At 48.6% G+C, this 15,505-nt stretch carries 13 protein-coding genes and 1 pseudogene; 3 read left to right on the top strand and 11 right to left on the bottom strand.

Going from position 1 to position 15,505, the window contains the following annotated elements:
• Positions 1-9 precede the first annotated feature (9 nt).
• Both RHOLA_RS01495 and RHOLA_RS01490 read right to left on the bottom strand, forming a co-directional pair.
• Positions 10-300, bottom strand: a complete 291-nt coding sequence (locus tag RHOLA_RS01495) for a metal-sensitive transcriptional regulator (protein ID WP_038501909.1) — start codon at positions 298-300, stop codon at positions 10-12.
• Position 301: 1 nt separating this feature from the next.
• Positions 302-2,497: a copper-translocating P-type ATPase gene (locus RHOLA_RS01490; RefSeq protein ID WP_084321482.1), complete on the bottom strand. Its 2,196-nt coding sequence runs from the start codon at positions 2,495-2,497 to the stop codon at positions 302-304.
• Between the two features lie 246 nt (positions 2,498-2,743).
• Here RHOLA_RS01490 and RHOLA_RS01485 point away from each other — a divergent pair, with 246 nt between their 5' ends.
• Positions 2,744-3,256, top strand: coding sequence for an SRPBCC family protein (locus RHOLA_RS01485; protein ID WP_051636169.1), 513 nt, complete (start codon positions 2,744-2,746; stop codon positions 3,254-3,256).
• Between the two features lie 37 nt (positions 3,257-3,293).
• On the opposite strand, the gene RHOLA_RS01480 is transcribed toward RHOLA_RS01485, so the two are convergent.
• The 9 genes and pseudogenes from RHOLA_RS01480 to hemE all read right to left on the bottom strand — a co-directional run bounded on the left by RHOLA_RS01480 (position 3,294) and on the right by hemE (position 12,515).
• The gene (locus tag RHOLA_RS01480) at positions 3,294-3,827 is read right to left on the bottom strand and encodes an AAA family ATPase (protein WP_038501906.1); all 534 of its coding nucleotides are present in this window, start codon (positions 3,825-3,827) and stop codon (positions 3,294-3,296) included.
• 439 nt (positions 3,828-4,266) lie between these two features.
• A complete protein-coding gene (locus RHOLA_RS01475) occupies positions 4,267-4,659 on the bottom strand; it encodes a hypothetical protein (protein WP_038501904.1) in 393 nt (130 codons plus the stop codon).
• 123 nt (positions 4,660-4,782) lie between these two features.
• A complete protein-coding gene (locus RHOLA_RS01470; RefSeq protein ID WP_084321329.1) occupies positions 4,783-7,158 on the bottom strand; it encodes a phage/plasmid primase, P4 family in 2,376 nt (791 codons plus the stop codon).
• Between the two features lie 105 nt (positions 7,159-7,263).
• Positions 7,264-7,569, bottom strand: coding sequence for a helix-turn-helix domain-containing protein (locus RHOLA_RS01465; protein WP_038501902.1), 306 nt, complete (start codon positions 7,567-7,569; stop codon positions 7,264-7,266).
• Positions 7,570-8,029: 460 nt separating this feature from the next.
• Positions 8,030-8,251: pseudogene (locus RHOLA_RS07200) on the bottom strand (PhzF family phenazine biosynthesis protein); the annotation flags it as partial.
• A gap of 37 nt (positions 8,252-8,288) precedes the next feature.
• A complete protein-coding gene (locus RHOLA_RS01460; RefSeq protein ID WP_038501900.1) occupies positions 8,289-9,392 on the bottom strand; it encodes a ferrochelatase in 1,104 nt (367 codons plus the stop codon).
• Positions 9,389-10,105: a hydrogen peroxide-dependent heme synthase gene (gene hemQ / locus RHOLA_RS01455; protein WP_227818788.1), complete on the bottom strand. Its 717-nt coding sequence runs from the start codon at positions 10,103-10,105 to the stop codon at positions 9,389-9,391. Before hemQ ends, RHOLA_RS01460 begins: the two co-directional genes overlap by 4 nt.
• Complete coding sequence (hemG, locus tag RHOLA_RS01450) at positions 10,102-11,445, bottom strand: protoporphyrinogen oxidase (protein WP_158384481.1); 1,344 nt, start codon at positions 11,443-11,445, stop codon at positions 10,102-10,104. The genes hemQ and hemG overlap by 4 nt, the downstream gene beginning before the upstream one ends.
• An 11-nt stretch (positions 11,446-11,456) precedes the next feature.
• Positions 11,457-12,515 (bottom strand): uroporphyrinogen decarboxylase, encoded by a 1,059-nt coding sequence (gene hemE, locus RHOLA_RS01445; protein ID WP_038501898.1) that lies wholly within the window; start codon positions 12,513-12,515, stop codon positions 11,457-11,459.
• 46 nt (positions 12,516-12,561) lie between these two features.
• Between hemE and RHOLA_RS01440 the strand changes: the two genes are divergently transcribed.
• Positions 12,562-13,824 carry a glutamyl-tRNA reductase gene (locus RHOLA_RS01440; protein ID WP_158384479.1) on the top strand — a complete coding sequence of 421 codons (1,263 nt, stop codon included), beginning with the start codon at positions 12,562-12,564 and terminating at the stop codon, positions 13,822-13,824.
• A complete protein-coding gene (hemC, locus tag RHOLA_RS07195) occupies positions 13,817-15,493 on the top strand; it encodes a hydroxymethylbilane synthase (protein ID WP_084321325.1) in 1,677 nt (558 codons plus the stop codon). The genes RHOLA_RS01440 and hemC overlap by 8 nt, the downstream gene beginning before the upstream one ends.
• The last annotated feature ends 12 nt before the right edge of the window (positions 15,494-15,505 follow it).

Genomic DNA, 15,505 nt, shown 5'->3' with positions numbered 1-15,505 from the left:
CTCAGTTCACTATCTAACCAAGCGTGAAATAGCTTCACTTACTTCTGCGAGTTTCTCTTCTAATTCGTTTCCATCTGAATCAACGGCATTACGAACACAGTGATTTAGGTGGTCGTCTAACAGCGCCAGCGCCACCCCTTGCAACGAACTCCTGATTGCAGAAATTTGCGTTAATACGTCGATGCAATAGTTTTCTTCTTCAACCATCCGCTGTACACCCCGCACCTGACCTTCAATGCGGCGTAAACGTGATTGATATTTAGATTTATCAGAAATGTACCCGTGACCAGGTTCGTGCAATTTAAGACCTGCCTAGAATTTGGCTAGCACTTGCCTCGGGGCTCAAATCTAGTTTTCGAAGAAGCTGTGCGTTTAGTGCAACAACGATGGTTGAGAGCGACATAAGTACAGCACCTACAGACATCGGCAGAATAAGACCAAACGGGGCCAGTACACCTGCTGCGAGTGGCACTGCGAGCATGTTGTATCCAGCAGCCCACCAAAGGTTTTGCTTCATCTTTCGGTAAGACTTATTGGAAAGTTGAATCACAGAAAGTACTGACCTAGGGTCGGAACTTGCCAGGATGACCCCAGCCGAGGCAATAGCCACATCGGTTCCCGCACCAATCGCTATGCCTACGTCTGCCTGAGCTAGGGCTGGAGCGTCATTCACGCCATCCCCAACCATGGCAACGTGCAAACCTTCTTTTTGCAGTTCCCGTACTTTTGCAGACTTATCCTCTGGGCGAACTCCTGCGAACACTCGATCAATACCGAGCTCTTTTGCAACTGACTGGGCCACCGCTTCAGCATCGCCAGTGATCATTACGATTTTGCGGCCCAACTTGTGAAGGGCTTCGACGGCTTGCCTTGATTCTTCTCGAATCGCGTCCGAAAGACGCAGCGCAGCAACAACTTGCCCTTCAACGGCGACATGCAAGATGATTGCACCCTCGCTCTTCCAAGCACTAGCTACAGAAAGTTCAGCCTGGCCCAAACTCAAGAGCAGGTTTGGCCCGCCAACTTGAACTTTCTTTCCATCAACAACTGCGCTAACCCCCACCGCAGGAGATGACAAGAAATCCACTGCGCTCAGAGGCTTAAGTTTCCTTGTGATCGCAGCCTGAACAATTGCCTTAGCCAAGGGGTGCTCCGAGTCACCTTCTGCTGCTGCAGCCAGCGCAATAATTTCCGCCTCATCGATGCCTGGGTTCGTCTCGATACCTGTAAGGACAGGTTCACCTTTGGTTAGAGTCCCAGTCTTGTCAAAAAGAATTGTGTCGACCGTGCGCATGCTTTCCAAAGCCAATCGATCCTTGATCAAGACGCCACCTTTAGCAGCTCGCTCAGTAGCAATTGCAACAACTAGCGGGATTGCCAAGCCAAGTGCATGCGGGCAGGCAATGACAAGCACCGTGATTGTTCTAATCACTCCTTGATCGAAATTTCCAAGGGATGACCAAATAGCCATGGTTATTGCCGCTGCACCAAGAGCAAACCAGAACAAAAGCGCGGCTGCCTGATCAGCGATTCGTTGGGCCTTAGAGGATGAGTTCTGGGCTTCTAAAACCAATTTTTGAATCCCTGCGAGTGCCGTATCGGCACCAACAGCTGCTACTCGGATGCGAATTGATGAATCCGTGGCGATTGTTCCTGCTACAACTGGTTCACCAACTGTTCGCTGCACTGTCTTGGACTCACCTGTGATCATAGATTCATCCATGCTGGCGGATCCAGAAATGATTTCTCCGTCAGCTGGTACACGACCTCCAGGACGAACGATGACTATGTCCCCCACTTTCAATTCTGACGGGCTGACTTTTAGAGTCACATCGCCATTAATAACTTCAGCTTCATCTGGCAATAATGCGGCAAGTGAATCAAGTGCCGAGTTAGTTTGGGCCAATGAGCGCATCTCTACCCAGTGACCCAAAAGCATAATCACGATTAGAAGTGCAAGTTCCCACCAGAAATCAAGTTCGTGGTCGGTAATTCCTAGACTGGCTCCTACTGAAACTATGTAGGCCACGGAAATCGCGAGACTTATCAGTAGCATCATGCCAGGCTTACGTTGTTTAATTTCTTGCCAGGCTCCCGTCAGGAACGGTGAGCCACCCCAGACAAACATAACCGTTCCAAGAATTGGTGAAACAAAGTTCACCCATGGGCCGCTTGGTAGGTCGTAACCGATAAGCATGGCGAACATGCTAGAAAAACCGATCACAGGAATCGCAACACCGAGCATGATCCAAAATAATTTTCGGAACTTTTCTACGTGCCCCGCATGGCCGCCATGACCTGCATGCCCTCCGTGACCTGAATGAGTGGCGTGTCCATCGTGCGTTGCATGCGTGGTATGCCCAACCTGAGTACTGGCTACACCATGCTCGACTTTTTCATGGCTTTCGTGCCCCGTCGTCATGGCCTCGTGGTCGTGCCCTGAGTGTGCATGCGTGGAGTGGCCATGTGCGGCATGGTCATGGTGATCATGAGTCATGTGAGCGTTTGCTGAGCCTGAGTGACATTGGCATTCATTTGGGGGGCAATCACAACGAGCAGCTGGATCAGAGGCGCACTTGCATTCATGCGCATTGGCTCCAGTGCCAGTTGGCTCAGCACCCGAACGGCGATCGTGGTGCATTTCGTGGTCGTGATTTTCCATGATTTTCCTAACCTGTGATCCTGCCATGAATATACCCCCCTGGGGTATTATTAGCAATAATGAAAGAAAAGGAGATGGTGAATGGATTCTCCTAAAGATTGGATGCGCGAATATCCCCACCACCTAGAGGACTCTGTAATTCTGCAAGCGACTCCCGAATCTCTGTTTTCTTTTCTAGACGACCATCGAAACCTGGGTGCACACATGTCTGGCGGCAAATCTGCCATGTTGGGTATGGGTGGGATGACACTGAAGCTCGATGGGCAAAGGGGCAAGAAGGTGGGTGCCCACATAGTTATGACAGGCAGCGCCTTTGGGTTCAAACTTTTTATCGACGAAATTGTTTCGGAGTGTCAGGTGAGCGTAAGAAAGTCTTGGGAAACTTTGAGATCAGAGATTGTTGTAATCGGTCATTATCGACTTGGTTTTCTCCTAGCCGCTGAGAAGAATGGCACTAGAGTCACCGTTCAAATTGATTATGAAAACAGCGCTACCCACCCAATACTGAGTTTTCTTGGCGGAAAACTTTATGCAAAGTGGTGCGTTCGGCAAATGCTGTCTGCCGTCACATCTAAGTTTGCTGCCTCCGAGTAGTACTCCAGGTCTGCGCTGGATAAAAAATGATCCTGCTTTACAGATTTCTAAGTATGTAGTCCACTCGCTGTTCTGGTGGCAAAACAGGAACACGAACAATCTGAAAATTTAGTTCTTCATAGGCATTCGCTAGCAGAGAGTGAATCTTCAACTGCGCAGCAGAATCCTCAATTCTTGCATAGTCAGCGTGAAGTGGAAGCAAATCCAAAAGAAATACTTTTTTGTAAGTTGCTTTTTTGACCGCGTCCAGCAACTCTGAGTCTGGATCGATACCAAGAAATCTGCAATAGGCGATTGAGTCAGGCAAAGCCCGATCTAAAAAAACTGTGTCACGTGGGTCAAGAGCACGCTCCTGATCAATTTGCATTCTTGCAATACCGTGTTGAAACTCTTTCTGATTTGACCTGACTTCTTCGACGGTGCGCCCGTTAATCGCGGTCGTGTCGAGGTAGTGACGAGCATGTTCGATCGTTGTTTTGTACCCTCTAGACGCAAGCAAATTCACAGTCGTAGTTTTACCGGAGCTAGGTCCACCTGTTAGCACATACCAATTTGCAGTCACGATTAACATGATAAGAGCAGACTTGGCCTGCCTAGAATCTGCATTTTTGATCCCTGGTCGGGTATCGATAGGGCGATAATCAAACGACTACAAGTTTTCTGTTTACTGCCTAACGCGCTTTGAGCCCCAATAGCCATAGAAGGTCCCTAGAGGGCCTTAGGTTTCTAATTAACCAATCACCCTCGGCGCTCTATTGATGCCGTTGTAGATATCATTAAAGGCTTTATAGAGATATCTCTGGGTTCATTGCTCCCCCAGAGCGCTTGTTATTAGTGAATACCATGCTACATTGGCTACCCAGTGCATGATCCGGGATACACTGCTGTTGATGTTTTTAGATTTATGTGAATTTGTTTCGAGAGCGCCAGAGTAAATACATACAAAACAAAAACTTCGTAAATATTCTTGCGCCAGTCGCATAAACAAGCCATGACTTTGAGGATTAGTCTTACTTATCGCCAACTTCAAAATCCACACCTAAATGTTCAAAAATTCTAGAGATGCTTCTCACTGATCTGAGAATGCCATTTTCACTTAGCACCTCCTTTCTATAAATAACAACATCTCCGTTAACTGAGTATTTTCTCCAGTGCTCGGAGGCAAGCTGATGGTGATCCGGCAGCCTTAGGACTGAAAACTCACTCCTAGAGATAAAGATCTCGAAAATATAGCAGTCAAAATTGATTGTGCTTTTGAGCACTAAGCCTTGTGTGAATTTATGCCCTGGCAAGGTAAAGGCGAGTTGCAAATTCCCTCTAATTGCTTGATCCTGAATCACTTCCGCGAGAGCTCTGATAGCATCTACCGATCCGATAAATGAACTTTCAATGTGATGGTCCATTAAAACTCCTAACTATTCACCGTAAATCCGATGTTTTTTGGGAAAACTCTATTTATTAATAAAAAAATAAATATCGATGTATCACTTGATAAAACTTTTTAGAAAAAAGTAACGGTTCCACGGTTAGAAATTCATCAAAGAAGGCTTTAGGCGAACCTGGTTAAACATCATTGTTTCGTGTTCAACTTGCTGGCTAATTCGACCGAATCGGCGATCATATTCCTCGTAAAATTCGAGACGCTTTAGGCCATCAATCTCATTTGTGATGCAGAAGAATTGGTAGCTGGACCACATCCCCGTTTTAGGGACCACGTCGGCTCGAAGCCCTGTGAATTCGCAGCTTTCATCTGCCCAGTTTTGAAAATGATCGATGCGGCCCATGTACTTCTGGTGGGCAATACGGCAGCGTTCGACATCGGCAAAACCTTTTCGCTCCATTGCTCGCTTAAGACCTGCGACTGCTTTGACTAGTACACCTGGGAGTTCTGCGAATAGGCGGTCTTCCAACGCTGCATCGATCTCATCGTCCCGCAGAGTCTTTTTGGTGAACGGGACGATCAAGAAACGTGATGCATATCCACGCGTTTCATCTGAACCTATTGGCATCTTATTTGCAGAAAATAGGAGTGTCGCTTCATTTTGAAAGTTGAATGGCTGCCCATATTTTCTCTCGGCTTGGATAGAGTCCTCGCCGGTAAGCATCTTGAAAGTTGAACTGTCTTTCATAGCACTCGCCGAAAGGTCACCGACAACATTGAGGATCTTTCGAAATAGCTGGGATGTTGCAAATTTGTCGCTTCCGAAACGCTGGAACTCAACATTTGCCATGAAAAGTTCCGGGATCAACTTAGAAATAAGACGGATGAGCGTGCCCTTACCATTACGACCAGAGCCGTCAAAAAAGATTGCTCGCTGAAATCCCATACCCGTGTAAAGACAGACGCCGATGATCTCCCAAATTAGGTCTATGAGATCGTCATAAATCATGTCGCTCATCCAGGCATCCACATTCGGGCAAGTAGCGTATGGGTCCCAGGCACAATTTATTCTTACCGTGGAATTGAATTTTGGATCATGCGGTGAAAAGAGACCGGTCCTCCAATTCAGCATGCCATTTTCAAGGTTCAAAAATTCCTTTGGGCCCATTTTCACGATCTTTTGACTCCGAACCTTGAGCAGCTTGGAAACCTCAGAAACGTATCGAGTCAAAAAGTCTTCACCCATCAAGAGCGAGACCCTTCTAGTGATTTCGTCTTCAGCTTCGGTCTGCCAGTAGCCATCCTTGTAATAGAGCAGCTCTTTACCAGGTCCTACCTTGATAGGGCCAAGCAACTTAACGGCTTCGAGTAGAGATTCCGAAAGAAGACGGGAACTCTTTAGAAAGCCTGTCTGAACAAGCTCCAAGAGGCGATCGTTGTCCGCTTCTGCAAAAGGAATAACCGCCGCTTTGATTTCTTCTACTGCATCCTCGGTGAGTTGACGAGGGTATAGGGGGCTAAGCGCCCCTTCTTCAAATCCACCGCCATACTCACGCAGCACCGACTCGGTATTGCTTTTTTTCATTGTCCAATCGCCGCCATAACTTTCGGCAGCGGCAGCCATCAGCTCGTCTCTACATTTTGATAGCGAGATTTGACCCCCGCCAATCAAGTGACCTAATGAAAATGCCATTGCATTCATTGCATTGTTGCGGCTATCTCCGCGGCGCATACCTTTTAGCTCAGCGACACATCGCTTCAATGCGGCCTGCGCATATGGAGTTGCCTTCACATCAGCCGACTTAACTGATTCCCATCTTTCATCCCAACCCTCTAAATCGGTGATGCGATTCACTCTGCTGCTACCTGATCCGCCGCCTCGTTTGATCACCGTCTCAAGTAGCCCTTGGGGGATTACGGCTAGCGGGATTTCCCAAGGCGCATGGCCTTTACGCCAGGAGTACTCGACCCCAGACACGTGCTTAGAACCAGCCGCCATGACGTAGCCATTGCGCTTCACATCCACCCCGGGATAACCAAGCTTTTTCATGTCACCGACAAGTGCAACGTCTTGCTCAAGACGAAAGTAAATGTGGAACCCACGCAGAGTTTTACCTTTGACGTTATAGACACCGGTGTCCACGATCCACGTGTCTTCAATCATTGATTCCGTAGCATCCCACAGACGCCAGTAAGAGTCCTCGGAGCCGTTTCTCGGGTCAAAATCAAAAACAACAAGGCCGCATCGAACACAGTGGATTGCCAGGTTCCAATCTGGATTCATACCCCACCATTTTTCAACTTGTCCTTGATCTGTTGTGGCGTCCTTTTGACCACCTGCTGATGCGGGGTGCTTGCCTACATCCTTCAAGTCGTAATGAAATTGGGAGCATGTACACAGCCCATTGACCACTCCATGGACGGGCATCACGCTCAACTTTTGATTTGCCAGGTACGCCGCTTGTTCGTAGTGGCTGAGGATGTTCCACTCGGTGTCGGGTTTTGGTGTTAAATTAGACATGTAGATTTCTTTCTTAAATAGTTAGTTGTTAGAGATTTTTAAAAGGACCTGGTGATCGCCAGGTCTTTTTTTAAGCTTGGGCGTGAACTTACAAAGCTCTGGGAATTACGGACCAAAATCGAATGGCCCGCGCCCGAGCACTTCACGCATTTTTGCGTGACCATAGTTTTCACGAGTCTTTGCCGTTAGATCTGTGCGAGACGTTACACGTGGCTTCCAATTGGCCCGGCTTACCGGTTTACAAAATGCTCGGATATCTAAAACACTTATTCGAAGCAATTTGGGTCCGGCTTCAAAGGCTGGCAGGTCACCAGACTTAATCCAGTTGCGGATTGTTTTGGTGGATACCGAGAGCATCTCGGCGGCCCGTTCGACAGATACGAAATCGGGATGATTATTTAACGTTGACATAACGCCTTCCATAGTTAGTTACAAGGAGTGTCGTTTATGTCATTTCGCTAGCAATTGCTTGCTGCTTAGTTAAATTTTACCATCCGATTTAAAGGTCTATTTGGAACACGTGGAATCACGTAGACGTTGTACTACGCAAAGTTGAAACCTTGGATTCTTGATCTCATCTCTCGGCGATGCTTCATGCAAGCTAATGTGCCGTTTGATGTGCTTGCGGCGACGCTGATCAAAGTTTTCTGAGGTATCTTTATGCATTTTGGAGTGTCCGAACTGTATCCCAATGTGCTTGAAATACCAGAAACGTATCCCTAAGATCGAGCAGGGATAGAAGTTCGAATCCCATATTCTCCGCGAGGCCCGAGCGTGACGCGTTGAAATTTCGAAGTTATCGGAATTTCAGCGACACGTTGGCCGAAGCCACGCCAGTCGCAGATAAACCTCCAGTGGCCGAAGGCGCGATTTAAATTTCGATCTGGCCACTGATGCAGGTTATTGCTGCACCACCAACCCAAACAGAACCTGAATCATCAACTGGTATTTGAATTTTTCCAGCACGTCCAAGCTTGGCGCCCTGTGACGCCTTGTAGTTGCCGTCAACAACCCCGGTTCGTACGAACCACTGTGCCACGCTCGCATTAAGACTTCCGGTAACCGGGTCTTCGAAAACACCGGTGCGTGGCGTGCACTCTTTAGAACATCAATCTAAAAATTAGTAACGCTTAGGCTTCTGCTACGACCGGAAGATCTTTGCGAAGGTTTGGGCAACAACCGACGGCACATGCATCAACCCAGGGACCAAGTTTCGAGAGAGCTTTTTTCTCTGCGTTACTTAAACGCTCTTGAATAAGATCAGCAATTCCGTCAACAAATTCAGGTGCAACACCAGCAGTGACGACTCGAGCAAATTCTAGGCTTCGAGCTTCCGCGGTATCTTTAGCTTCGTTGTCGAGGTCCCAAATAACTTCAACGTGATCGCTCACAAAACCAATCGGAACAATGATGACGCCCTTAGTGCCTGAGTCAGCGGCATCGTTGATTGCGTCGTTTACATCTGGCTCAAGCCACGGCACGGATGGTGATCCTGATCGAGACTGGTAAACCAGGGACCAGTCGGGCAGTGACCCGGAGATTTTATCGGCGACCTTCTTCATGGTTACTTCTGCAGCAGCCAAGTGTTGAGCAGCATAAGCGCCGCCTTCTCCTGCAAGCTGGGCAAATTCATCACGACGGGCTTCAGGACCTGAACTTACGCCCATAGCAGTTGGAATCGAGTGGGTCGCGAACATGATGGAAATCTGGTTTGACGTCAGACCAAGATCCTGCATTGATTTAATTTTTGCAGCCAGGTCATCTGCTATCGGTGTGATGAATCCAGGGTGATCAAAAAAATGACGAACTTTGTCTATTGTCATCTTGCCTTCAAGGTCAGCCTCGGTAAGGGCAGCGGCCAAGTTTTCACGGTATTGACGACAGCCTGAATAAGACGAGTAGGCACTAGTAACCCACGCCAACACGTTTCGGTGACCATCTGCATACATCTGCTTTAGTACATCGGCAAAAAATGGTTCTGAATTACGGTTGCCCCAGTAAATGGGGATGTCGATTCCCCGCTCCGGGAAATGGCTACGCATGGCAGCTAAAAGTGCACGATTTTGTTCGTTGATTGGGCTGACTCCGCCAAGAGCTAGGTAGTGGTGTGACACCTCTTCTAGACGCTCGCGCGGAACACCGCGCCCTGCGGTTACTCGTTCAAGATATGGCATTACTTCTTCTGGACCCTCAGGGCCACCGAATGAGGTTAGAAGAATTGCGTCGTACTTCATGCGAAAGTCTCTCCGATCTGGGTTGGGTCGATGATGCTGCCGGTAAAGAACGGCACTTCTTCTCTAACGTGACGGCGTGCTGCGGTATTCCTTAGTTCGCGCATCATGTCTACAATTTCGTGGAGGTCCTCGGACTCCAGAGCTAGTAGCCATTCGTAGTCACCAAGTGCAAATGATGAAACCGTATTGCTTTGAACACCTTTGAATTTGTGTCCAGCAACGCCATGCTCGCGCAACATTTCAGAGCGCTCTTCCTCTGGCAATAGGTACCACTCGTGTGAGCGCACAAACGGGTAAAAGCAAAGCCAAGTCTTCGGTGCATAACCCTGCATGAAAGCCGGAACGTGTGAACGGTTGAACTCCGCTGGTCGGTGAATGCCCATTCCGGTCCAGGTTGGTGAAAAGTGTGAGCCAAATTTGGTGCGAGAAAAAGCGTGCGTGGCTTTTTGCAATTGTTCAGCTGTATCGGCGTGCAACCATAGCAAGAGTGCTGAGTCAGCTCGCAGGGCGGTTAGGTCGTATGCGCCTCGAACCGTTACCCCAGCGCTTGCGCACTCTACCAACCATGCTTTATAGCTTTTAGTTGCGGCAGCCGAATTTGCGATCCGGTCATCTAGCTGGAATGCCAGAAATGTTGTGTAGTGAATCGTTTCGTTGATTTCAGCAGGTGTAGGGCGACCCGCAGTTTGACTTACTTCAGTCATTTCATTCATCTTTCTACGCTCAGAATTCCAGTTATGCCGTTTCCCCCGAGCCCAGCACCGATGATTGTCAGTCTCGAATCTGCAGCGATGCGCGACTTGACACGCTTAACGATAGCCGAGTGTCCTGGTGTCGCTTGAATCAAGGCGTGGGGCCATTTTTTAGTAAAGGTTTCAATAACTCGAACGTCTGAAATTCCAAAAATTCTCGCTGCGTCGCGAGTGGCAAGTTCGGCCAAAGACTCCACTTCAGCCGGGAGGACCCCATTTCTGCCAAATGAGAATCGCAATATGTGTTGATTTTTTGGCAGCAAGTTATTCACCCAGGCCCACTTAGCGTTCACGTGAGTTGCAGCCTTCGCACCCAGATCTGAAACCTCAGCCGAGACTAAAACTCCACTTCCGCGCGGGAATTCATTCAGCTGTTCAGATTCCACTAAAAGAGCAACCACGGCAGCATCTACTCCCTTGAAAGATGCTAAATCCTGTTGAAGATCTTTGGCGAGGTCGTTGGAATTATCGGCCATAACTTGGGCTGCGCCTTCAATGCCAGCGGCCAAAACCACACGATCATAAGACGCAAGGTCGGCAAGTGATTCGATTTTTTTATTTAGATGGATAACGACTCCAGCATTGATGAGATATGACTCGAGCTCGGTGACTAACTTGTGCATACCTCCAGAAATTGAAGCAACTGCCGCACCCGGACGAGCAGCCGAACTTCTGATTGCCTTTACCGCTGCAACCAACGAACCGGTCTCACTGCCCTTTGCTAACAAACTAGGTGACACTGTGGCGACTTCGAGTTTTTGAGGGTCCGACGAATGCACTCCGGCAATTACAGGGGTCAAAAAGTTATCGACGAATGCTTTACCTAGTCTTACTTCGACTAAATCACCAATGCTTATGTCGGCGTCAGCAACCCATGGTTTTGAATCCAATTGTTTTGCTAGCGCAACAGCTTCTATGCCAACAGCCTCTGCAACTTCGGGTGCATCTAGATCGCTTGGAATACCTAGGACACCATGGGGAATTGTGTGCACGCCGCGAACTCCCAAAATGCGAGCATCACTACGCTGAGGTTGAACTATTAAATTTTCAATACCCAACTCGGCACAAAGCTCGGGCACAGTGTTTTTTGCAACCGCAAACGATTCGGCACCGATGTCGATTAGATAGTTACCAAGCTGTGCCGCAGAAATCAGGCCACCGACTCGGTCGGTTGATTCGAATACGTCCACTTGAAAGCCTGAATCAACAAGACGTTTTGCGGCAACTAAACCCGCAATGCCTGCGCCAACTACGGCGGCACTCTTTGAATTAGAGCCAGAATTAATTTCTGAGGCGGTCAAAGGCATTGAGTCTAAATTTCACCATGGACCAGGGCAACCATCTTGGTGATTACGTCTGGGTCAGTCTCAGGTGGTACTCCATGGCCAAGGTTTACCACGTGACCCGGTGCTGATTTTCCTCGTTCAAGGACGTCTCTTACGTGCGCTTCAAGTTCATCCCATGGCTTGAACATGAAACCTGGATTGATGTTTCCTTGAAGTGGCACAGTGCCGCCAAGGATGCGGTTGGCTTCGTCTAGTGGAGTTTCGTAGTCAACGCCCATTACGGTTGCGCCCACACCATACATATCAACCAAAAGTTCACGGGTATGAACCCCAAAGTGCACACGAGAAACCGGAAGATCTTCCAAGGCAGCCATGACGTTTTTGGAATGTGGAGCGGCAAACTTCCTGTAGTCCTCAAGCCCCAGTCTTCCCGCCCATGAGTCAAATAACTGCAAGGCGCTTGCACCCGCTAAGACCTGCCCGCGAATAAACGTTGCGGTGACACGAGCAGTCCAGGCAAGAATGTCATTCCAAAGATCAGGGTCGTTGGCCATCATCGCCCGGCTAACTGGCAATTCTTTTGAAGGTCCACCTTCGATAAGGTACGAAGCCAGAGTGAATGGGGCTCCGCCAAAACCAATGAGCGGGGTCTCGCCAAGCTCCGCGATTATGAGCTGAATCGCCTCGCGGATTGGTCCCATGCTATTTGGATCAAGCTCTTCAAGTCTTGCAAAGTCTGCACGAGTACGAATTGGTTTGTCGATTAGCGGTCCAATACCGGGCGCAATCTCAACATCCACACCGGCCAACTTAAGAGGGACAACGATGTCGCTAAAGAAAATGGCTGCGTCAACCTTGTGGCGTCGGATTGGCTGCAAAGTGATTTCGGCGGCAAGGTCAGGTCGCAAACAAGAATCCAACATGGCTACGCCTTCGCGAAGCTTGCGATATTCCGGTAGTGATCTGCCAGCCTGGCGCATTAGCCAGATTGCCTTCGTCTCAGTCTTTTCACCAAGATAGGAGCGCACCAATGCAGAGTTTGTGGTTTTCCCCGTAACTAAAGGGTGGGCGCTTGGTAGATTCACAACTTAATCATTACATGGCATAGGCGGGTAACCCTACAATATGACTGTGACTCTCGTATTACTTGGTGCAAACTACAACGACGTCCCGTTGAGTGAACTAGAAAATCTTGAACGTCACACCGATTCAATTCGCAACAAGCTTTTCTCGCTTTCAAAAGAGGAAAGTGGCATCAATGGGGGTGTTGCAATTGGTACTTGCAATCGTTTTGAGGTCTATCTAGACACCGATCGGTTTCACAGTGCAATTGAAAACGTCATCGGTGTGGTTTCAGATATAACTGGCCTCGACCGGGACTACTGCAGCAAACTCCTGCGTGTGAGCTATGGTTCAGCCGCAGTGCAACACCTGTATTCCGTAACTTCCGGTCTGGAATCGATGATTGTTGGCGAAGGCGAGATCTCCGGGCAAGTAAAGCGCGGACTTCAGGTGGCTCAGTCAGAATCCCATACCTCAAGCGAAATTGAAAAACTATTTCAATCAGCCGCGCAGGTAGCCAAAAAGGTTTCAAGTGAAACTGGGCTTGGCGAGGCCGGGCGCTCAGTATTTACCGCCGCTCTAAGCCTGCACAAAGATAAATTTGGCCCTATCCAAGGAAACAAGGTCTTGGTTATGGGAACCGGTGCTTACGCCCGCGTAGTTGTAGCTGCACTTCAGCGCGAAAACGTGGAACAAGTTTTCATCTATTCATCTAGTGGTCGTGCAGAAGAATTCAGCGAAGGCCGTGGCGCAACCCCGGTGCGTAAATCTGAACTAACTCAAACGATGGCCGCCTGTGACTTTACTGTTACGGCCAGTGGCGGCAGTGGTCACATGATTGATTTCAAATTGGCTAAGGCTGTGCTGGAAATTCAACCCAAGGAACTGCGCATTATCGATGTGGCTCTCTCTGCAGATGTAGCGCCGCCCGTCTATGACCTCACCGGGGTATCCATCATGGATTTGGACTTTATCCGCCTGAACACGCCAAGTGAGCACAGCGAAGCAATCTTGCGTGCTCAAGAAATTGTCCGTCATCAGGTAAGTGACTTCGAAAATGAAGCTATCGCTCGCGTAGCAGACCCAATGGTTGTCGCTATGCGTGAACACATCGCAAAACTCATTGAAGAGGAAGTTCAACGCGTTAGAAATAAATCAGGCGATGAAATGGCCGAGGAAGTTCTTCGTAGCTTGAAGCGGGTGACATCAACATACATGCACGTTCCAACGCTGGCTGCAAAAACCTCTGCCAAAGAAGGTAACGAAAAGCAGTTCATGGATGCTTTGCGAATGATCTTCGGAATCGAAATAAACCGCGTGGCTGATGCCTAGTCGCACTCTCAAACTCGGCACTCGCGGCAGCTTGCTTGCCACGACACAATCAGGCATGATCGCCGATCAAATTCAAACAACAACAGGGCTTGCCAGTGAATTAGTTTTCATAAAAACTGAAGGCGACAATCCATCAAGCAATCTTTTTGCTCCAAAGCGACCTGGGGTATTTGTATCTGCTCTGCGTGATGCGCTTCTGGCGGGCGAGGTTGATTACATCGTTCATTCTTTTAAAGATTTACCGTCTGCTCCAATGCCTGGCATTACTCTGGCGGCAATACCAAGACGCGAAGACCACCGAGACATCTTGATTAGTCGAGATAATCAAACTTTGTCTGAGCTCGCTACAGGTGCTGTAGTTGGTACTTCATCTCCCCGACGTGCAGCAAGAATCCGGCACCTAAGGCCAGACCTAGAGATCAAACCAATTCGCGGGAACATTGATACCCGACTGAAAAAAGTTCAAGACGGTGATTTTGATGCAACCATTTTGGCTGCCGCTGGGCTTAACCGAATTGGTTTAGGTGAAGTCAATAAGTGGTTTTTTACAGACGCAGAGTTGTTGCCGGCCCCGGCGCAAGGTGCACTTGCAATTGAGTGCCGTTCCGGTGATCTTGATTTAATTGCGGAGCTACAAAAGGTCAACCATGCTGAAACTGAGCTAATTGTTACCGCGGAGCGAGCAGTGCTTCGAGGCATCTCGGCCTCGTGTACTACTGCAATCGGGGCTCACGCTGAGCTAACCGATGGAAGACTGACTCTGACCGCGGAGCTTTCGGATAACGAAACTGATTGGCATGAACGTGTTTCGCTTTCACTAGACGCGGCCAGCTCAAATAAAGCACAATCATTGGCATTGGGTTTGGAAATTGCTGAGCAATTAATGCAAACGGAACTGGGCCAAAAGATAGGTACACCGCGAGAGAAATCCGTTTTGTTGGTACGCGCCACTGACAACGAGCTCGATGAAGCCGCCTTCAAATCAGCTGGTTTTAAGGTTGTCTGCGACCCGTATCTAAAGATTTCAAAATTCAACAATCCAGCGGGCGTAGACAGAATGCTAGAGGCACTGCGAAGTGCAGAGCCTGGAACTTGGTTAGTAATCACATCAATCAATTCCGTGAGGTTCTTTGCTGAGCAAATTGGGATTGATAACTTCAAAGCTGCTATCTCCAACCCAAACTTGAAGTTTGCTGCGATTGGTGAACGAAGCGCCGCCGAAATAAAGTCACTTGGTGTGCAGGAAGTACTGTTGGCTGAGGATTCAAACGCCGGGGCGTTAAGCACTGCCATTTTGAAACATATGCCAAAACAAGTTATTTTGCCAGCGTCGAATATTGCAATGAAGACCCTGCAAGATGCCGTTGTCACTTCCGGTGTTGAACTTATTACTGAGGTTGTGTACACCACCGAGACAGTACCCAATGTCCCTTTGTCAATTTCAGCTCTAAAACAAGGCGAGATAGATGTTTTAGTTCTTCGCTCGCCTAGCGCCGCAAGGGCAGTGGCCAATTTCATCAGTCCTAAAGATGTGCTCGCCTTGGTTTTAGTAACTGGTAATGCCACACTTGAACAAACGAGGAAACTTGGGTTCCCACGGGTCGCGATGACCTCCGAAACCACCCCCGATTCACTGGTTGCCACAGTAACCAGCCCAAACATGAACTGATCCCTGGAGATT

Origin of the sequence: Rhodoluna lacicola (genome assembly GCF_000699505.1) — a bacterium.
GTDB classification, from domain to species: Bacteria; Actinomycetota; Actinomycetes; order Actinomycetales; family Microbacteriaceae; genus Rhodoluna; species Rhodoluna lacicola.
This window is presented reverse-complemented; position numbering and strand designations above follow the sequence as displayed.

Coding starts and splice junctions, on each gene's coding strand:
- RHOLA_RS01490 (WP_084321482.1), bottom strand. CDS start 2,497: ATGACTCATGATCACCATGACCATGCCGCACATGGCCACTCCACGCAT.
- RHOLA_RS01480 (WP_038501906.1), bottom strand. CDS start 3,827: ATGTTAATCGTGACTGCAAATTGGTATGTGCTAACAGGTGGACCTAGC.
- RHOLA_RS01475 (WP_038501904.1), bottom strand. CDS start 4,659: ATGGACCATCACATTGAAAGTTCATTTATCGGATCGGTAGATGCTATC.
- hemQ (WP_227818788.1), bottom strand. CDS start 10,105: ATGAATGAAATGACTGAAGTAAGTCAAACTGCGGGTCGCCCTACACCT.
- RHOLA_RS01470 (WP_084321329.1), bottom strand. CDS start 7,158: ATGTCTAATTTAACACCAAAACCCGACACCGAGTGGAACATCCTCAGC.
- hemC (WP_084321325.1), top strand. CDS start 13,817: ATGCCTAGTCGCACTCTCAAACTCGGCACTCGCGGCAGCTTGCTTGCC.
- RHOLA_RS01465 (WP_038501902.1), bottom strand. CDS start 7,569: ATGTCAACGTTAAATAATCATCCCGATTTCGTATCTGTCGAACGGGCC.
- RHOLA_RS01485 (WP_051636169.1), top strand. CDS start 2,744: ATGGATTCTCCTAAAGATTGGATGCGCGAATATCCCCACCACCTAGAG.
- RHOLA_RS01460 (WP_038501900.1), bottom strand. CDS start 9,392: ATGAAGTACGACGCAATTCTTCTAACCTCATTCGGTGGCCCTGAGGGT.